Source organism: Dokdonella aquatica, from assembly GCF_051987395.1.
Classification (GTDB): domain Bacteria; phylum Pseudomonadota; class Gammaproteobacteria; order Xanthomonadales; family Rhodanobacteraceae; genus Dokdonella.
Genome location: NZ_CP197094.1, coordinates 3,502,672 through 3,521,591 on the forward strand (window position 1 = coordinate 3,502,672; position 18,920 = coordinate 3,521,591).

Annotated in this window: 15 protein-coding genes; 6 read left to right on the plus strand and 9 right to left on the minus strand. The window is 68.5% G+C overall.

The window, feature by feature from the left end; genetic code table 11:
• The first annotated feature begins 1 nt into the window (after nt 1).
• The gene (locus tag ACQQ2N_RS15550) at nt 2-2,737 is read left to right on the plus strand and encodes a phospholipase D-like domain-containing anti-phage protein (protein WP_440222486.1); all 2,736 of its coding nucleotides are present in this window, start codon (nt 2-4) and stop codon (nt 2,735-2,737) included.
• On the opposite strand, the gene ACQQ2N_RS15555 is transcribed toward ACQQ2N_RS15550, so the two are convergent.
• The 6 genes from ACQQ2N_RS15555 to ACQQ2N_RS15580 all read right to left on the minus strand — a co-directional run bounded on the left by ACQQ2N_RS15555 (nt 2,679) and on the right by ACQQ2N_RS15580 (nt 11,321).
• Nucleotides 2,679-4,937: an AAA family ATPase gene (locus ACQQ2N_RS15555; protein ID WP_440222487.1), complete on the minus strand. Its 2,259-nt coding sequence runs from the start codon at nt 4,935-4,937 to the stop codon at nt 2,679-2,681. The genes ACQQ2N_RS15550 and ACQQ2N_RS15555 overlap by 59 nt on opposite strands.
• Nucleotides 4,934-6,223 carry a hypothetical protein gene (locus ACQQ2N_RS15560; RefSeq protein WP_440222488.1) on the minus strand — a complete coding sequence of 430 codons (1,290 nt, stop codon included), beginning with the start codon at nt 6,221-6,223 and terminating at the stop codon, nt 4,934-4,936. Before ACQQ2N_RS15560 ends, ACQQ2N_RS15555 begins: the two co-directional genes overlap by 4 nt.
• 20 nt (nt 6,224-6,243) lie before the next feature.
• On the minus strand, nt 6,244-6,777 hold the full coding sequence (locus ACQQ2N_RS15565) for a DUF3592 domain-containing protein (protein ID WP_440222489.1): 534 nt from the start codon (nt 6,775-6,777) through the stop codon (nt 6,244-6,246).
• Nucleotides 6,778-7,132: 355 nt separating this feature from the next.
• Nucleotides 7,133-8,026, minus strand: coding sequence for a LysR family transcriptional regulator (locus ACQQ2N_RS15570; protein WP_440222490.1), 894 nt, complete (start codon nt 8,024-8,026; stop codon nt 7,133-7,135).
• Between the two features lie 555 nt (nt 8,027-8,581).
• Complete coding sequence (locus ACQQ2N_RS15575) at nt 8,582-10,651, minus strand: 2Fe-2S iron-sulfur cluster-binding protein (protein ID WP_440222491.1); 2,070 nt, start codon at nt 10,649-10,651, stop codon at nt 8,582-8,584.
• 52 nt (nt 10,652-10,703) lie between these two features.
• Entirely contained in the window at nt 10,704-11,321 is a 618-nt protein-coding gene (locus tag ACQQ2N_RS15580) for a glutathione S-transferase family protein (protein ID WP_440222492.1), read from the minus strand.
• 228 nt (nt 11,322-11,549) lie between these two features.
• Here ACQQ2N_RS15580 and ACQQ2N_RS15585 point away from each other — a divergent pair, with 228 nt between their 5' ends.
• Complete coding sequence (locus ACQQ2N_RS15585) at nt 11,550-11,819, plus strand: helix-turn-helix domain-containing protein (protein WP_440222493.1); 270 nt, start codon at nt 11,550-11,552, stop codon at nt 11,817-11,819.
• A 1-nt stretch (nt 11,820) separates the two neighbouring features.
• Entirely contained in the window at nt 11,821-13,161 is a 1,341-nt protein-coding gene (locus tag ACQQ2N_RS15590; RefSeq protein WP_440222494.1) for a type II toxin-antitoxin system HipA family toxin, read from the plus strand.
• A 187-nt stretch (nt 13,162-13,348) separates the two neighbouring features.
• Here the strand turns inward: ACQQ2N_RS15590 and ACQQ2N_RS15595 are convergent, their stop codons facing one another.
• Nucleotides 13,349-14,188, minus strand: a complete 840-nt coding sequence (locus tag ACQQ2N_RS15595; protein ID WP_440222495.1) for a helix-turn-helix domain-containing protein — start codon at nt 14,186-14,188, stop codon at nt 13,349-13,351.
• 158 nt (nt 14,189-14,346) lie between these two features.
• Between ACQQ2N_RS15595 and ACQQ2N_RS15600 the strand changes: the two genes are divergently transcribed.
• Nucleotides 14,347-15,102: an isocitrate lyase/PEP mutase family protein gene (locus tag ACQQ2N_RS15600; RefSeq protein ID WP_440222496.1), complete on the plus strand. Its 756-nt coding sequence runs from the start codon at nt 14,347-14,349 to the stop codon at nt 15,100-15,102.
• Here the strand turns inward: ACQQ2N_RS15600 and ACQQ2N_RS15605 are convergent.
• Nucleotides 15,092-16,009 carry a LysR substrate-binding domain-containing protein gene (locus tag ACQQ2N_RS15605; RefSeq protein ID WP_440222497.1) on the minus strand — a complete coding sequence of 306 codons (918 nt, stop codon included), beginning with the start codon at nt 16,007-16,009 and terminating at the stop codon, nt 15,092-15,094. The genes ACQQ2N_RS15600 and ACQQ2N_RS15605 overlap by 11 nt on opposite strands.
• Nucleotides 16,010-16,226: 217 nt before the next feature.
• On the opposite strand from ACQQ2N_RS15605, the gene ACQQ2N_RS15610 reads away from it, so the two are divergent.
• Complete coding sequence (locus tag ACQQ2N_RS15610) at nt 16,227-17,300, plus strand: YeiH family protein (protein WP_440222498.1); 1,074 nt, start codon at nt 16,227-16,229, stop codon at nt 17,298-17,300.
• A gap of 220 nt (nt 17,301-17,520) precedes the next feature.
• On the opposite strand, the gene ACQQ2N_RS15615 is transcribed toward ACQQ2N_RS15610, so the two are convergent.
• Nucleotides 17,521-18,342, minus strand: coding sequence for an AraC family transcriptional regulator (locus tag ACQQ2N_RS15615; RefSeq protein ID WP_440222499.1), 822 nt, complete (start codon nt 18,340-18,342; stop codon nt 17,521-17,523).
• 111 nt (nt 18,343-18,453) lie between these two features.
• Between ACQQ2N_RS15615 and ACQQ2N_RS15620 the strand changes: the two genes are divergently transcribed.
• On the plus strand, nt 18,454-18,882 hold the full coding sequence (locus ACQQ2N_RS15620; RefSeq protein WP_440222500.1) for an organic hydroperoxide resistance protein: 429 nt from the start codon (nt 18,454-18,456) through the stop codon (nt 18,880-18,882).
• Nucleotides 18,883-18,920: the final 38 nt, after the last annotated feature.

Consider the following 18,920-nt stretch of genomic DNA (forward strand, 5'->3'; position numbering starts at 1 on the left):
CATGAGCATCCGGCGCTTCTCCTCGCGTACCCATCGGCTGGATGCCAGCTTCCTGATGCAGCATCTGGCCGGTGCGCGGAGCTACAAGCGCATTGCGGGCTACTTCACCAGCTCGCTGTTCGAAGTGGCTGGCGAGGCACTGGAGCACATCCCCGAGGTCAAGATCGTCTGCAATGTGGACATTCACCCGGACGACCTGAAAGTGGCGCAACTGCGCGAGAGCAAAATGCTCGGCCGCTGGAACGAGCGCGCCCTGGAGGCCGAGGCTCTGCTGAACCGCGAACGCTATCGGCGGCTGGACGCGTTCCTCGCCAAGCATGGGCAGGCGGTGCGAATCGCGCCGGATGACATCTGCGGTTTCGTGCACGGCAAGGCCGGCGTGATTACCTTAGCCGATGGCCGCAGGCTGGGTTTCATCGGGTCGATGAACGAGACGCGCAGCGGCTGGCAGCGCCACTACGAAATCCTGTGGGAGGACGAATCGCCGGAAGGCGTCGCGTGGATCGAGGAAGAATTTCACTTCCTCTGGAACGCCGCCAAACCCCTTCCGCAGGCCGTGATCCGCGAGGTACATCGGCGCGGCTACCGGCGAGAGATCGAGTTCATCGAGATCGACGATGACGAAAACCTTGCCCCTGCGGCGCTGATTGAGTCGCCTCTCTACCGAGAAGGCCAGCAGTTACAGCCGTGGCAGCAAGGGTTTCTGACCGAATGTCTGCGCCATCAGCGGCTTTACGGCACGGTGCGCCTGCTGTTGGCCGACGAGGTCGGACTGGGCAAAACGCTGTCGCTGGCGACGGCCGCACTGACGCTTTGCCTCTTATCCGACAAAGACTATGGGCCACGCCGCCCGGTTGTCATCTTTGCCCCGGCCACGCTGACCGAACAATGGCAGACTGAGATGCTGGACAAGCTGGGCATCCCGACCGCACGTTGGGATACCGTGGGCAAGGTCTGGCTGGACGCGGACGAGCGAGTGTTGTCGCCTGCCGGGCGCGAACAGATTGCTCATTGCCCGCTGCGCATCGGCATTGTCTCCACCGGCTTGATGATGCGCGACTCGCTGGAGAAGCAGCACCTGCTCGGTATGCGCTTCGGTGTCGTGATCTTGGACGAAGCGCACAAAGCCAGAACCCGCCAGGGTTTCGGCAAGGAAGCCGGAACACCGAACGAGCTGCTGTCCTTCATGCGTGAGATCGCAGCCCGTGCCGATCACGTGCTGCTGGGCACAGCCACGCCGATCCAGACCAACCCTGCTGATCTATGGGACTTGCTGGGCATCCTGCACCAAGGCCCAGGCCGCTTCGTGCTTGGCCACGACCTGGCGCCGTGGCACCGGCCCGACGACGTGCTCGACATTCTTGCGGGCCGCATGGAGGTGGAATCGCTCACCCATGCGTGGGAACTGTTGCGCTCGCCACTTCCGCGCATGGAATCAACCAGTGAGTCTCGTGCCCGACGTTTGTTCTCCGCGATCCGGCAAGACTTGGGATTGCAGAACGGGGAGTGGCAAACCAACCGTTCGCTGGCCGATCTGACGGAGGAAACGCGGGAGATTCTGGAAGAGGAGCTGGAGCGCCGCATGTCAGGTGCAACGCTTTTCCAGCGCGAAAATCCGCTGGTGCGTCATGTCGTGCTGCGCAAACGCCAGCAGCTTGAAGATGCGGGGCTGCTGGCTCGCGTCGGCGTGGACGTGCATCCGGAACGAGAACAAGTATCGGAACAGCGCGCTTTCGATGCCTTGTTTGAGGGCAAGGCACTGCGCACGTCGGAAGACTTCCGGCAGGCCTATGGCGAAGCCCGCGCTTTTGGCAAGGCACTGGCCAAACGCGGTAAAGGCAGCGGCTTCATGAAGAACCTGATGGAGCAGCGCATTTGCTCCAGCATCCACGCGGGCTTAGCGACGGCCCGGCGCTTGCTGCAAGGCGATGCCGAGCACGAGGAGGACGAAGAGCAGGAAGTTGACCTCAAGATCGAGACGGGCGAGGAACGCGAAGTTCTGCAACGCCTGATCACCCGACTCGAGCGGCTGGAAGCCGACCCGAAGATGGAGGCCGTCGTCCATTTTCTCGACAAGGAGAAATGGCTTTGGTTGGGCGTCATCATCTTCAGTCAGTACTACGACACGGCAAAGTGGCTGGCGGACTCACTGGCGGCGCGCTACCCGGAAGAAGCTGTCGGTCTGTACGCGGGCGCGGGTCGCAGCCGTCTGTACCAGCGCGGCGACAGCGTGAGTGTTGAGCGAGAAACCTTAAAGCGGATGGTGGCTGAGCACCAGATTCGTGTGATGGTAGCGACCGATGCCGCTTGCGAAGGCTTGAACCTACAAACCTTGGGTACGCTGATCAACGTCGATCTGCCGTGGAACCCCACGCGCCTCGAACAACGGATTGGCCGCATCAAGCGATTTGGACAACGACGCGAAACCGTCGACATGCTGAATCTCGTGTTCGAGCAAACCGTAGACGAAAAGATCTACGAGCGCCTGTCCGAGCGCATGAAGAACCGCTACGACCTCTTCGGATCGCTGCCCGACACCATCAAGGACGAGTGGATCGATGACATCGAAACACTCGGTGAACAGTTGGACGAGTACATCAACGCCCAAAAGACAGCGACAGGCTTCGACCTGCGCTATACCGGCACGATGATGCCTCCAGAAAAAGACTGGCGAGACTTCACTGAGGTTTTGTCACGGCGTGATTTGGCGACGCTAATGAGTTCAGCGTGGGGATAGTGCTTGGCGCTTCACCTAGCGACGCAAGCTCCCTCCCCAACAACGCATCCACTTCCCCCGCATGGAACTGCGAGGCGAACAGCGGCACCGCGAACACGACGTGTTCGCCGTCGTTCTCGCGCTTGAGCACATAGGCGAGTTGCAGGCGGGCGAGGGAGCGGCGGAGCATCTCGGCTTCGAGGGCGATGCCGGCGGTGTCGAAGTCGGCGAGCAGGCTGGCGAGGGTGATCGGGGCGGCGTCGCTTCGTGCGGCGTGGAAGGCCTGGGCGACGCGGTAGACCAGGATGCGGTCGATCTGGCACGCGACGGGATCGGGGCTGAGGCGGGCCCAGCCGGCGAGGGCATCGGCCATCGCTTCGGATTGCAGGGCCTGGTGCAGGCGGCGCGGGTCGACGAGGCGCTGGTGGCGTTCGAGGTGTTCGAGCACCTGCTGGCAGGCGATCGCGACGAGGTTGGCGCGCTGGCCGCAGGTGGTGGCGAGGAACTCGGGCAGCGTCGCGTCGGTGAAGCGTACGCCGAGGCGCGCGAGCGGTTCGGTGGCGAGCGCCACGCAGGCGTCGCGCTCGAGGCCGCCGAGGTGGATGATCTCGCCGAAGTTGCGGATCGGCGAGGCGTAGTCGAGCATCGCAGCCTCGTACAGATCCCAGAAGCCGGCCAGCATGAAGTGGCAGCGGCCTTCCTCGCTCAGCGCGCGCAAGGCGTTGAGCTGCGCGTACTGGTGCTGCGCCTCGTGGCGCATGAAGAGATCGGTCTCGTCGATCAGCAGCAACAGGCGGCGGCCGCCGGCGCGTTCGGCGAGTGCGTCGACCAGCGCATCGATCGGCGTGTCGGCGGGCAGGCGCAGGTCGGCGGCGATGCGCTCGAACAGGCGATGGTCGCGCAGCGACAGGTAGTGGCAGCGCACGCGCGGATGGCCTTCGAAGCGGCGCTCGATCGCCTTCATGAGGCTGGTCTTGCCGAGCTGGCGTCCGCCGACGAGCAGGTAGTTGCCGGGTTCGCGATGCAGCACGCGCGCGAGTAGCGATTCGCGGCCGAAGAACGCCGACGGCCGCGTGACGCCGCCGCGGGTCTGGTACGGCGAGATGCGCGTGACGCGCAGCTGGCGCGCGAGCAGGTTGACGAGCACGTCGGTCGCCGAAGGCTGCAGCAGCCACTCGGTCTGCGTGGCCTGATCCGCGCACACGCAGAGGTTGGCCGGGTCGTTCGCGAACGCGAGCAGGGCCGTGTCGTGTTCGACCGAAGGGCTCAGCACGAGCACCACGTCCTGACCGTTCGGCAGCTCGCGCAGGCGACGCACGATGTCCTCGGCGGGCAGCGTCGGATCGGGCTGGTACAGCCACAGGCGCTCGAGCGCGACTGGCAGCGAGGCGGGTAAGGTCCAGGCGTGGACGTGGCCCGGCAAGGCCCAGTCCTTGGCGCGGATCGAACGCGCCTCGATGCGCGTGGCGAGGCGTGTCGCGCGGTGCTCGACATCGTCGGCGACGTGGCGCAAGGCCTCGCGCCAGCGGATCGTCGGCACGCTGGCGGCGAGCAGCAACTGGTTGCGATGGCGCAGCCAGCCGAGGTGGCGATCAAGCGTGGGCAGACCGTCGAGCGGATGGCGCAGCACGCGCTGCGGATCGCGGATCGAGAGAATTGCCGCAGGGCGCGCGACGAACACGAGCACGGCGACGCCGGCCATCGCGACGAACGCGAGCACGAGGACGAGAGTGAGGACATCGACCAGCGTCCACGGCTGCGACACGCGGCAGTCCATCGGCGTGAGGCTGGCCGGCGGTGCGGGCGTGCCGGGGCGGCAGCTCCAGGACTGCGTCTGCGGATCGATGCGCAGGATCAGCGCGGTACCGCGCAGGCCCGAATGCTCCGGGAAGCGATCGGTATAGCGGAAGCGCACTTCGTATTCGGCGGGTACGTCGATCGTCAGCGTGGCCTGGGCCGGATCGTGCACGCCGGGCACGCGCGCCTCGGTGGGCCATCGCTTCTCGATGAGCCAGTCGGAATGCGCTTCCTCGCGTGCGAGCATCATGTCGATGCGCGCCTGCTGCAGCAGCATGATGGTCTCGCCGTCGCGCTGCATCTTCCACGTGAGCCACGGGTTGAGCCACGGCGCGAACAGCGCGCTGCCGACGAACCAGGTGACCGCGGCGATGAGCACGGGGCGCAGCCAGCGCCACGCGCGCGAACGGGAATCGGTGCTCATGCCTGCGCGTCGTCGAGGCTTCGCGCGATCAGAAGGCCGGCTTCGCGGATCGCCGCGCAGCGCCATTCGAGCCACAGGCCATCGGCATGGCGACGCGCCACGAGCAGGTTGTGCCAGTACAGGCTGCGCAGCAGCGGATCGAGCAGGTACGGGCGTGCCGGCGCGAGCCGCGGCTTGGCCAGCCACTCGCGGATCGGCGCGCGGTGCGCGGGTGTTTCGAGCAGCGGCAGGAAGGCCTGCCAAAGCGGCGGATGGCTGGCGAGCTGTTCGACGAGGGCTTCGTCGCTTTCGTTGGAAGACTCGTGCAGCAGCGCGAGCGCAGCGCTCGCGAGCAGCGGATGGCCGCCCGACAGGCGCAGTGCGCGATCGGCGGTCGCGGTGTCGACCGCGTGCGGAAGCGCCATGCGCTGCACGTCGGCGACGGTGAGCTCGGGCCAGCTTTCGCTCGCGGCGATGTTGAGCAGCGAGAGGTCGCCGCCCTGATACTTGAGGTCGGCCAGCGCGGCGCCGCCGCAGATCAGCACGTGCAGCTGGCCGCTGAACATCTCGCTCAGGCTGCGCAGGATGCCGGCGAGCAGGTCGCGCTGTGCCGGTGCGCCTTGCTCGAAACGGCTGACGAGGCAGAACAGCGGTCCGGGATGGCGCAGCAGGCGCGCGAGTTCGGCTTCGAAGGCGTGATCGGTGTCGACGCCGGTGAAACCGCACTGGTGGGCGAGGGCGGCGAAGTAGGTGTCGGCGCCGGGTTCGGCGCTGAAAGGCGGCTGCAGGTGCAGCACGCGCGAACTGCCGTAGCGCGCTTCGGCTTCGGCGAGCATCGCGGCGCGTTCGGGCGGCTGGCCCCAGTGCGCCTGGGTGAGCAGCAGCGCGACCGGGTAGGGCCGCAGCTGCTGCAGGCGATCGAAGAGTGCCGACACGGCCGTCGGTGTCGCGGGTCGGCTCGTGGCGGTCGCGACCGGGGTGCGTGTCGTTTCGACCGGGAACTCCGCCTCGAATCCCGCGGAGGCGAGCAGCTGGTTGGTCTCCACCTCGGTCAGGCGCAGGTAGTTCGCGCAGGCCAGCACCTTGTCGCGGTGCTTGCGGTTCGGCAGCGACTGGCCTTGCCGCCAGTTGTTGACCGCCTCGCGGCTGATGCCGATCTCGCTGGCCACGCCCGCGGCGCTCGCCCGGATCCTGCGCATGTGCTGGGCGAGCAGATCGGGGAAATCGGAGACGGGCATGACGTCGAAGGAGGGAAGGGAGCAGCCGGCCACCCTACCGGTCGCGTCGTCCATGTCAATCGTCGTCATGCGCCGCTCCGATGCCGGGCTCAGGCCGATGCGGTCGTCGCGGGCGGATCGACCACGAACAGGCGGCGCGTGATGATCTGGTGCGCGGCGAAGGCGAGCACGCCGCTGATGACGAGCGTGATGAGCCAGCGCTTGAGCACGCTGCCGAGGCTCTTGTTCGCCTCGAGACGGTCCAGGCGCTCGAAGCGCGACGGCTCGGCGTTGGCGTAGGCCACTTTCACGGTGGCGTCTTCTTCCATGTAGCGCTCCGAGTTGGATTCGGAGGTCGAGAACGTGCCCGTGTGCGTCGTGCCGCCGGCCTCGAACGTGTAGCTGAAGTGGTAGGTGTAGGTGGTGCGACCCTTGCGACCGCTCTTCTCCTCGATGTCCTCGAGCTTGACCGGCGCGACGACGACGCTGTGGTCCTTGAGGATAGCGCTGGCCTGACGCCAGCCGTTGAAGCCGGACCATGCGAGCACCGTCGTGAACACGATGAGCGCGGCGACGCACAGCCACATGGAAACGGTCGAGATGCGGGCGTGAGCGGACTCGGAGACGGGAATGTTCTTGATCATGGGAAGCCCCTGGAAGTGATGGTGGGCGCCGGCGGCGGAAGGCCGCTCGGCGTGGGGGCAGTCTCGTGATCGGCGCGGTTTTGATGAATCTCCAATGCGTCAAGCGCGGGGGGATTCCGGTTGACGGAGTGTCAAGTGGAGGGCTCGGTGCAGCGCTGGGCAGAGTTGGTCAGTCGGCGACGAGCTTGGCGCGTAGGTGTCCAACCGCCAGCGCTGCGAAGCACGGCGGGTGGGGGAGAGTCGTCGGCGAGGCATCCGGAACGCAGGCGTGCGACGACGAGCGTGGTGTGGCGTTGGGGCTGCCCGTCGGCGATGCGTCTGGCGCAGAGGCGTGCGAAAGCCAGCGCGGCGTGGCTTATCCGTCAGCGAGGTGCTCGGCACGAAGACGCGCGACGGCGAGGTCGACGAACGTACGCACCTTGGCCGGTACGTGTCGACCTTGCGAATGGATTACGTGGATCGGCAGCGGCGGTGCTTCGTGTTCGGCGAGCACGATGCGCAGGCGGCCTTCGCGCAGCGCCGGCGCGATCTGGTAGAGCAGCACACGCGTGAGGCCGAAACCGTCGAGCGCGGCACCGATCGCGGCCTCGTTGGTGTTGCACTGGAGCGCGGCATGCACGGTGACGCGCTGGTCGTTCGCGAACCGCCACTCGGGCGACGCCCAGGCGCTGGTACCTGCGACGATGCGGTGGTCCTTGAGATCGGCGGGCGAAGCGGGCTCGCCGTGGCGTTCGAAGTAGGCCGGCGATGCACAGAGGACACGACGCACCGAGCCGACCGGCATCGCGATCATTCCCGAATCGGCGAGATGGCCGATGCGCACCGCGACATCGATGCCTTCCTCGACGATGTTGACGGGACGGTCGACGAAGAACGTGCGCCCCGCCATGCTCGGGTAGGTATCGAGGTACTCGGTCATGATCGGCAGCACGTGCATCGGGCCGAACATCGCCGGCGCGGTCACGACGATCGTGCCGGAGGGCGTGGCGTACGCACCGGCTGCAGCGGCTTCGGCCTCGGCGATGTCGGCGAGGATCCGCCGGCAATCCTCGATGTAGCGCGTGCCGGCCTCGGTCAGCTTGACCGACCGCGTCGTGCGCACGAACAGCCGCGTACCGATCGCCTCCTCGAACATCGCCACTGCGCGCGTGACCGCCGGAGCGCTCATGTGGAGCTGTCGCGCGGCCCCCGAAAAACTCCCGGTCTCGGCGACCTTCGCGACGATGCGCATGACGTGCCAGCGATCCATGCCGATCAGGCCTCGCGTGTGGGCGAGCGGTGGGTGTGCCGCTGCGTGTGGGAGACGATCGACGTGGGGGTGTGCATCGTCGGGATGATAGACGGCGTGGCGACGCGCCGGGTCACGCCGCTGCTCTTCCTTCTTCTCCGTGAGAAGAGTGTGTCCGGCATCATCACGTGCATGTTGCACCATCTCTTCCCTTCTCCCTCCGGGAGAAGGTGGCCCGCAGGGCCGGATGAGGGTGCGGACGGAGTACGACGTCGAGCCTTGTCTCGAGCCCGCCCCTCTCCCCCGGCCCCTCTCCCGCAAGGGGAGAGGGGAGGCAAGCCGCTCTCGGTGAGATGTCGACATACACGCGTGATGTACACCGCGAACCGTGCACAGCTCGCGTAGGGCGGAACCGCCGCAGGCGATTCCGCCGTGACTCGCGATGTCGCAGCAAGCTTGTGCAAGGTGCTGCCACGTACAACTCCGCGCTTGTGCATGGTGTTGCCACGTATCACTCCGCACGTCGGCGGAATCCGCTTCGCGGGTTCCGCCCTACGGAAGGATTTTGCGAGCGGTCTACAGCGCGAGCTGCACCGCATCCGACGTCGCGTCCTGTGCGGCGGGAACGGCGCAGCAGATCAGCACCTCGTTTTCCGCATGCGGTGCAGTCGGTTCGCTGCGGTACGTGACCTTGCCGCCCAGCAGCGGTGTCTTGCAGCTGCCGCAGGTGCCGGCGCGGCAGCTGAAGGGCGGACTCAGTCCGCGGGACTCGGCGAGTTCGAGCAGGCTGCCGGATTCGGGTGTCCAGCGGGCTTCCTTGAGCGAGGTCGTGAAGACAACGGGCACGGGCTCGGTCGCTGCGGGTTCGAGCGGCGTCGCGGTCGAAGGCAGCGGCGTCGATCGCCGCAGCGACGACGGACCGAACGCCTCGGCGTGGATGCGGTCGTCGGCGATGTTGCGCCCGCGCAGGCCGTCGTAGAGCGACTGCGTGAACGTGGCGGGGCCGCACAGGTAGAAGTCGTAGTCGTCGAACGGCAGGAAGCGCGTCAGCATCGCCATGTCGATGCGGCCCTTCACGTCGTAGTCGATGCGTTCCCTCGCACCGGTGGCGTCACCGAGGACGCGGATCACGCGGATCGCGCCACGTGCGGCGTCGACGATGCCGTCGAGCTCGCGCGTGAACGCGAGGTCGGTCAGCGTGTGCGCGGCCTGGAACAGCACGGTCGGGCGGATGCCGCGCGTGCGCAGGCCTTCGTAGAGGATCGCGCGCAGCATCGCGAGCATCGGCGTGACGCCGACGCCACCGGCGAGCATGACGACCGGGCGCTTCCCGCGCGGATCGATCGTGAAGGCGCCGGCCGGCGCGCGCGCATGGATCACATCGCCGACGTGGATTGCGTCGCGCAGATGCGTGGACACGCGGCCGTCACGCTTGACGCTGATGCGGTACTCGCCATCCGAACTCGTGCTCGACAGCGTGTAGGTGCGCAGGAGGGGCACGTCCGAACCCGTCGGCGTGACCTGGATCGGCAGATGCTGCCCGGCCTCGTGCGGCAGCAGGCCGGCGCCGTCGTCGGGCATGAGGTGGAACGAGCGGATCGACGCGCTCTCGTCGACGATGCGCGTGACCTTGTATGGACGCCAGCGCGTGCCGAGCGCTATCGCCTCGAGACGCTTCGCGGCCTCGTCCCAGTCGCCGGTCATGAGCACGTTGGGCGACCAGCCGTCCGTCGCGAACGTCCAGCGGATCGCGAGCGCGCCGCGCCGGCGCACGACGCGACGTGCGCGGAACGTCCACAGCCGCTCGGCGCCTTGGAACGCCGCGATCTCCGGCGAATCGAGCACGACCTCGGCATCGCCGCTGAGCTGCAGCACGTCGCCCGATGCGAAATCGATGAACACGAGCCCGGCCTTGCCGTTGAGCAGCATGTTGCCGAGCGTCGAGAAGAACAGGTTGCCCGCGAAGTCGGGGATCGTGAGCGTGCCGTCGTCGGCGATGCGCACGAAGCCGGGCTTGCCGCCGCGATGCGACACATCGACCTGGCGGCCGTCGTCGCGATCGGCGTACGAGGCGACGAAGAACGTGTCGGCCTGCGTGATGGTCGCGCGCGCCTCGGCATCGAGCGTGGCGCTTTCCTCGACCGGCGCGGTGAACGGCACCGCGGGATTGCGCACGAGGCCGTAGTCGCGCAGCTGGATGTACTGCGGACAGTTGCCGAAGCTCTGCTCGACATCGAACACGATGCGTCCGGCGGTCGCGTCGACGACGTGACCGTTGACGCGATTACGTCGGCGCGTGTCGAGCTCGATGCCGAGCATGCCGATCGGCCGGCCTGCGGTGAGACCCGACACCGCGGGGTCGCCGGGATCGCGCGTGGCCTGCAGCACCAGCTGCGTCGGACTCGGCGAGATGATGAAGCCCGGTTCGCCGACGAGCACGCTCGCCCAGGCGTCGTCGTGGTCGTCGACGCTGCCGACGATCATGAAAGGCATCTTCGCGAAGAACGCGCGGTGCTGCTCCGGCATGAAGCGGCGGATCACGCGCTGGCCGACATCGTCCATGCGCTCGGAGACGCCGACGGCCTGCTGCAGGCGTTTCTCGCCGGCATGCCAGATCGCAGATGTGGACGCTTGCAGGGTGGTCATCGCCATCTCCTCGAACGATGCAGGGCCGGGCCATGCAGCTCCGGCACGACGATCACGCCGCGGCCGACAGGCCGACCGGCGTGCGCGCGAACGCCACGAAGCGCGGCAAGGCTTCGATGCGGGCGAGCCAGGCGTTGACGGCGGGGTAGCGCGCGAGGTCGACATGACCTTCCGGTGCGCGCGCGACGTAGCTGTAGAGCGCGATATCGGCGATGGTCGGGTGGTCGCCGACGAGCCACGCGCGGTCCGCGAGATGCGCCTCGAGCCTGCCCAGCAGCGTGTGGGCACGGGCGATCACCTCGTCGGCATCGAAGGCTGCACCGAACACCGTGACGAGGCGCGCCGCGGCGGGGCCGTAGGCGAGTTCGCCCGCAGCGACCGACAGCCAGCGCTGCACCGCCGCTGCACCGGCGGGATCCTGCGGCAGCCAGTCGGTGCGGCCGGACTTCGTCGCCAGATAGACGAGGATCGCATTCGAATCGGCGACGATCGTTCCGTCGTCGTCGAGCACGGGAATCTGCCCGAAGGGATTCAGGGCGAGGAACTCCGGCGACTTGTGCGCACGCGCGGCGAGATCGACCTCGATCAGCTCATGCGGCAGGTCGAGCAGCGAGACGAGCAGGCGGGCGCGATGGGCGTGGCCGGACAGCGGGTGGTGGTAGAGCTTCATCGTGAGGTCCTCGTCTGAAGGACGGGCTCATTCCCGTCCACGTGGACCAGTGTCGGTGTCGCGCGCGTCGAACAGAACGGGCGGCGTTCGGACTTCATTATTCCTTTCAGTGGAATAGTCGGTGCGGGACGTGTGCTTGGTGGCCGTTCGGCGTCATGCATTGATCTGATATACGGGTAATTGACGAATATCTTTTATTGAGGTAAAAGACGTTTACCCGTTATCCGGATGATCGCGATGACCGCGTCCCCGCCTGTCCTGACGAATGCCGCCCAGCTCGGCGCGACCCTCCACGCGGCCCGCAAAGCGCGCGGCGTGACGCAATCGGACCTGGCCGGGCGCATCGGCCTGAGCCAGTCCCGCATCTCCCATCTCGAGATGCACGCCGGCGAGCTCAGCTTCGATCAGCTGCTGGCGTGGTGCGGCGCGCTCGGACTCGAGCTCAGCGTCGGTACGCGCGTCACCGCGACGCGTGTCGAGGACACGGCGGACTGGTGAGATGGGGCGTCGCTCGCATGCCCGCAGCCTGTCGATCTGGACCAACGGCGTCCGCGTCGGGCGCTGGACGATCCCGGCGCGCGGCGCGATGGAGCTGCACTACGATGCGGCGTGGGTGAACGCCGAGGTCGGCCGTCCGCTCTCGCTGTCGCTGCCTTTCACGCTCGACAACCTGCCGCTCAACGGCGACAAGGTCACCCACTACTTCGACAACCTGCTGCCCGACAGCGACGCGATCCGCAAGCGCGTGGCCGAGCGTTTCCGCACGGGCTCGACCGATCCGTTCGACCTGCTCGCCGCGATCGGCCGCGACTGCGTCGGCGCGGTGCAGCTGCTCGGCGACGACGAGGCGCCCGACGGTTTCGACCGCATCGACGGCGTGGTGCTGTCGGACGAGGACGTCGAGCGCCACATCATCGAGACCGTCTCGCCGCGCGCGTTCGGTGCGCAGTCGGATCCCGATGCGGATTTCCGCATCTCGCTCGCCGGCGCGCAGGAGAAGGCCGCGTTCCTGCGATGGAAAGGGCAGTGGCTCGCACCACGCGGGGCGACGCCGACCAGCCACATCGTCAAGCTGCCGCTCGGCCTCGTTGGCGGCAAGCGCGCCGACTTCACGACGTCGGTCGACAACGAATGGCTGTGCCTGCGGCTGCTCAAGGCCTACGGCCTTGATGTCGCGGAGGCCGAGATCGCGACGTTCGGCACGCAGCGCGTGCTCATCGTCGAGCGCTTCGATCGCCGCGTCTCGCCGGACGGACGCTGGCTCATGCGCCTGCCGCAGGAGGATTTCTGCCAGGCCGGCGGCTGTTCGCCGCTGCGCAAGTACGAGAGCGACGGCGGCCCGGGACTCAAGGCCTTGTTCGCGACGCTGCGGCAGTCCGTCGGAGCCGAGGCCGACATGGCCACGCTCATGACCTCGCAGTTGCTGTTCTGGATGCTGCGTGCACCGGACGGGCACGCCAAGAATTTCAGCCTGCGCGTGCTGCCGCGCGGTCGCTTCCGGCTCACGCCGCTGTACGACGTGATGTCGGCCTATCCCGTGATCGGCAGCGGACCGAACCAGTGGTCGCCGCGAGAGCTGCGCCTCGCGATGGCCTTGCTCGGCACGAACCGCCACTACGTGATGCACGACGTGCAGCGCCGGCACTTCAACAGCACGGCACAGAAGGTCGGCTACGCGCCCGATGCCGAGGCGATCATCGAGATGATGCTCGCGCGCACGCCGGCGGCGATCGCCGAGGTGAGCGCGGATCTGCCGCGCGATTTCGCCGGTGCGGTCGCCGAGGCGATTCTCGGTGGACTCGAAAGGGCCGCCGCATCGCTCGCGGCGATGGCGCCGTAGAGGCTGTCCGCGTTCCCTGCGCACGCCCCGCCGGCCCCAGACAGGCGAGGCGACATACGCGGAGCACGTGTCGGCATGCGGGCCAGGCCATGGCCCTGACGCGGCCCGGCAGTCCTGCGCGACGGGAAAAAATGAACCTGACCCCGGTGCGGAAGCCGGTCCGCGCGATGGCGTGATCGTGCCGCCCTCAACCGCGTGAAGCGTCCGCGCGCGCGAGCGCCGCACAGACGAGTTCGGTCTCGCGGTCGAGCGGGAAGCAGCACTCGATGTGCAGTTCGTCGAGGGTGATGTCGCGCGGCGTGCCGAACGTCGTGATCGTCGAGAAGAAGCTCAGCAGACCGCCCTCATGACGCAGCACGGTCGACATGACCGGCCGCGGCGCGGTGGCGACGTCGCGCCGGCGCCAGTGTGCGGGGATGCCGGGGTAGCGCAGCACGTCGTCGAGCAGCGTCCTCGCGGCGTGGTCGGTCGGCACCGTCGCGACGCGTTCCTGCAGGTGACGCAGCAGTGCGCCGGCGATCTCTTCCCAGTTGTCGACCACGCGGCGCACGTCGTCGGGATCGAAGAACTGGCGGATCATGTTGGCGTGTCGGCTCGGCCCGCCCATCGCCGCGCCGGTCACGCGCAGCGCCGCCGCGTTCGCGGCGAGGATGTTCCAGCAGCGGTCGAGCACGAACGCGGGGTAGGGCTCCTGCTGGGCGAGGATGAAGTCGATCGCGCGGCGGATGCGCGCGAACTCGGGTTCGTCGAGCGAGGTTTCGCGGTACGCCGGCGCGTAACCGGCCGCGAGCAGCAGGCCGTTGCGATCGCGTAGCGGAAGATCCAGCGCGTCGGCGAGCCGCTCGACGACGTCGCGGCTCGGGCGCGAACGTCCGGTCTCGATGAAGCTCAGGTGGCGGTTCGAGAGGTCGGCGTCGGCGGCGAGGTCGGACTGGCTCAGGCGGCGTGCGCCGCGCCATTCGCGCAGCAGCACGCCTAGATCGCGCGTCGCGGGATCACGCGGCAGGGCTCGTGGCAAGGTGTTCATGCGCGCATTCTAGGGGCGTGCCGCATCGGAACGATGACGTGCGGGGTCATGATCCGATGACTTCGCACGTCATTCCCTTGTGCCCGCATCGCGGCGAGGATGCCGTTCCACGGGTCGGAGCGAACGGCCCATCCCATCGATCACACGAGGTTTCCGCGATGAGCACGACGACCGACCACGCCCGCACGTTCCGCGACCTGCATGTCCGCGGGCGCCCGCTGATCCTGTTCAACGCCTGGGATGCCGGCAGCGCGAAGGCGATCGCCGAGGCCGGTGCGCCGGCGATCGCGACGGGCAGCTGGTCGATGGCGGCCGCGCAAGGCTTCGAGGACGGCGAGCGCATCGGCCTCGCGTTCGTGCTCGAGCAGGCGCGCGCGATCGTGCGCAGCGTGGCGTTGCCGGTCAGCGTCGATTTCGAGGCCGGTTACGCGGACGATGCGACCGGTGTCGCGACCTCCATCGCCGCGCTCGCGGCGACCGGCGTGGTCGGCTGCAATCTCGAGGACGGCGTGCCCGGGCAGAAGCGCCTGCGCAAAGTCGGCGAACAGGTGGATCGCCTGCGCGCCGCGCGAGGTGCTGCGAAGGACTTCTTCCTCAATGCGCGTACCGACGTGTTCCTGCAGACGCCCGCGGCCGAGCATGCCGCGCATGTCGACGAGGCGATCGCGCGGCTCGTGGCGTACGCCGAGGCCGGTGCCGACGGCATCTTCGTGCCGGGGCTCGCCGACGAGGCGCTGATCCGCAAGGTCGTCGACGCTTCGCCGCTGCCGGTCAACATCATGGCCGGCGCCAGCGTGCCGCCCGCATCGAGGCTCGCGACGCTCGGCGTGGCGCGCGTGAGCCACGGTCCGCGGCCGTGGCTCGCGGCAATGGCGTTCCTGCGCGGTGCGGCGACCGAGGCGTTCAGCGCCTGAGGTTCGTTCGCGTGCTGACGGGCGCGGGCGAGGCCGTGATCATCGCCTCGAATGCATCGGCGGCCTTGCTGCGGTAGCGCTCGGCGTGGCGCAGCAGCGAGAACGGGCGTGTCACGGGTGGCGTGGCGACCTCGCGCAGCAGGCCTGCGCGCAGCCACGGCGAGGCGACGTGGCGTGACGCCAGCGTCGCGCCGCGGCCTGCGGCGACCGCGCTCAGGATCGCTTCGTTGCCGGGCAGCACGAGCGGCACGTCGAGCGCGTCGATCGCGATGCCGGCGTCATGCATCGCGCGTTCGAACGCCTCGCGCGTGCCCGAGCCGCGTTCGCGCAGCAGCCACGGCGTCTGCGTGAAGGCGCCGCGCGCGACCGAGCGCCGTGTCGCCCACGGATGCTCGGGCGCGACGACGACGACCATGTCGTCGGTCGCGACGACGCGCGGCACGAGCGCGGCATGGTCGACGCTGCCTTCGACGAGGCCGAGTTCGACGCGGCCTTCCTCGACGGCGTGGGCGACCGCCTCGGTGTTGCCGATCGCGACGTGCAGGCGGATGCCGGGATAGGCCTCGTGGTAGTGCAGCAGGCGAGGCGGCAGCCAGTAGCTGCCGACGGTCTGGCTGGCCATGATCGCGAGATCGCCGCGGCGCAGGTCACCGAGGTCGGTCAGCGCGGTCTCGGCCGTGCGCACCTCGCCGAGCACGGCCTCCGCATGGGCGAGGAAGGCGCGCCCGTTCGGATTGAGCACGATGGCGCGGCCGACGCGGTCGAACAAAGCCACGCCGTGACGTGCCTCGAGCGTCGCGATCGCCGCGCTGACCGCGGACGGCGTCATGTGCAGCGCCTCGGCGGCGCGCGTGACGTGTTCGCGGCGTGCCACGGCGACGAACACGCGCAGCTGGTCGAGCGTCATGGCGGCCCTCCCGTTCTGTATCGTTCGATCTGATCGAATGATATGCGCATGAAGTGTCGATGGAAACGGACGATGATCGCGCGCAGCATCCGCGCCCGACCCTCGGCCACGCGCCGTCGCCGAGGGTTCGGCGCCTCTGGGCGCGCCGGCGGATCACCGCTCGCGCCATCGCCGCCGGCCTCGCCTACGACGCGCGACGACACCGCATCGAACCCGCATGTCCACGTCCGCCACGCTGCCTTCATCGTCCTCCGCCGGGGATTCGTTCGCCGCACGACAGCTGCGCAACGCGCGCGGGCGTGCGCCGGGCCTGCTGCTGGTCGGTGCCGTCGCCGCGATCGCGGTGCTGCTCGGGTCACGGCCGGCGATCGCCGCGCTGGGCCTGAGCCCGCTCACGCTCGCGATCCTGATCGGTGCGCTGCTCGGCAACACGGTGCTGCCGCGCGTCGCGCGCCACCTGCCGGTCGATGCGGGCATCGAGTTCTCGAAAGGCATGCTGCTGCGCGCCGGCATCGTGCTTTACGGTTTCCGCCTCACGTTCCAGGACCTCGCCGCGGTCGGCTGGAATGGTTTCGCGATCGACCTCGTGGTCGTCGCGGGCACGTTCTGCGCGGCGGTCGCGATCGGCACGCGCGTGCTCAAGCTCGATCGCGAGACGGCCGTGCTGGTCGGCGCGGGCAGCGCGATCTGCGGCGCGGCGGCGGTGCTCGCGACCGAATCGGTCATCAAGGCGCCGGCGCACAAGGTCGGCGTCGCGATCGCGACCGTGGTCGTGTTCGGCACGCTCGGCATGATCGTCTACCCGTGGCTGTACCCGCATCTCGGCATGGACGCGCACACCTACGGCGTCTACGTAGGCTCGACCGTGCACGAGGTCGCGCAGGTGGTCGTCGCCGGCGGTGCGGCCGGTGACGAGGCCGCGCGCGCCGCGGTGATCGCCAAGATGCTGCGCGTGATGATGCTCGCGCCGTTCCTCGTCGTGCTCGGCCTGTGGTGGGCGCGCGGCGGCGAAGCGTCCACGTCGGCCACGCGCGGCGTCGCGGTGCCGTGGTTCGCGGTGCTGTTCATCGCGGTCGTCGCGCTGCATTCGCTGGTGCCGATGCCGGCCGCGACGGTGCAGGCGATCGAGCGCGTCGACGCGGTGCTGCTCGCGATGGCGATGGCCGCGCTGGGCATGCGCACGCGCGTCTCGGCGCTGCGTGCGGCCGGCACGCGCCCGCTGCTGCTCGCGGCGATGCTGTTCGCGTGGCTGGCCGTTGGCGGCTACGTGCTCAATCGCGTGCTGGGCTGATCCGCGCTTTCGATCGCGTTAGCGCGGGGGCGGATCTCGTCATTCCTCCGGCCCCTCTCCCCAGCCCCTCTCCCGCAAGGGGAGAGGGGAGCGTCTGGTTTCGACGCCGATACATCGTCTCGATTCCAACACATCGTCTCTGTGCCAACACATCGTCAAATGCCCGGCCTGGATGGGGTCGCGTTTCGCCCATGTCGGCTTTCGATGCGGAGTCGATCCGTCATCCCGTCGCCGCGCGCCAGGCGCGCGGCGACATTCCGGACTGGGCCTTGAACGCGCGCGACAGCGCGGCTTCGCTGCCGTAGCCGACCTCGGTCGCGATCACCTTGAGCGGGCGGCCGCGGCGCAGCGCCTGCTGCGCGAGGTTGATGCGCCAGCCCTGCAGGTAGCCACCCGGCGTGTCGCCGACGGTCTCACGGAACGCGTGCGCGAAGGCACTGCGCGACATCCCGGCCGCGGCGGCGAGCGTATCGAGCGACCAGTCGCGCGCGGGTTCGTCGTGCATCGCGACGAGCGCGTGGCGCAGGCGTGCGTGGCCGAGTCCGGCGAGCATGCCGCCACGCAGGCGGCCCGATTCCATGAGGTGGCGCAGGATCTGGATCAGCACGACCTCGAACAGGCGGTCGACGAGGGCTAGGCGTCCGCAGCGTTCGGCGAACGCTTCGTCGAACAGCAGCTCGAGTACGTCGCGGGCACCGTCGATCGCGGCGAGCGGCACACGCACGAACGGCGGCAGCGCGGCGGCGATCGGGTTCGCGGCGCCGCCGTCGAAGCGCAGGTTCGCGCAGGCCATGTCGGCGCCACGTGCGGCGTCGGTGACGAAGCGGTGCGCGAGCGGGCGCGGGTAGAGCAGCACGGTCGGTTCGTCGAGGTGCACGGTCTCGCCCGCGTGCGTGATTTCGATCGGACCGCGGCGCACGAGATGGAGCTGGCCGACGTCGCCGTCGCCGCCGATCTCGTTGAGCCCGCACAGCGCGCCGCTGTGGAACAGGCGCGCGCTGACCGAGAAGCGGTCGAGCAGGGTTTCGAGGCGATCGGCCACGTTTCGATACTCGCGATCAAGTTTCGTGGATCATAGGCCACCTCGCGTACCGCCGGTGCGCGCACAGTACGCCTCGCCACGGCGACCCGCCGAACCCCAAGGAGAACCACGATGTCGATCGAAAAAGTGCTCTACACCGCGACCGCGACCGCCACGGGCGGCCGTGAAGGCAAGGCGCGCTCGTCGGACGGCGTCCTCGACGTGACGCTGTCGACGCCGCGCGAGCTCGGCGGTGGTGGCGGCCCGGGTACCAATCCCGAGCAGCTGTTCGCGGCCGGTTATTCGGCGTGCTTCCTCGGCGCGCTCAAGTTCGTCGCGGGCAAGGCCAAGGTCGCGTTGCCGGCCGACACGACGGTGACCGGCAAGGTCGGCATCGGCGCGATCCCGACCGGCTTCGGCATCGAGGCCGAACTCACGGTCCACGTGCCGGGCGTGCCGGCCGACACCGTGCGCGAGCTCGTCGACCAGGCCCACATCGTGTGCCCGTACTCGAACGCGACGCGCGGCAACATCGACGTGAAGCTCGTCGTCGCCGAGTGAGGGAGGGCGGCCACGTGCCGCCTCGTAGACATCGCGTG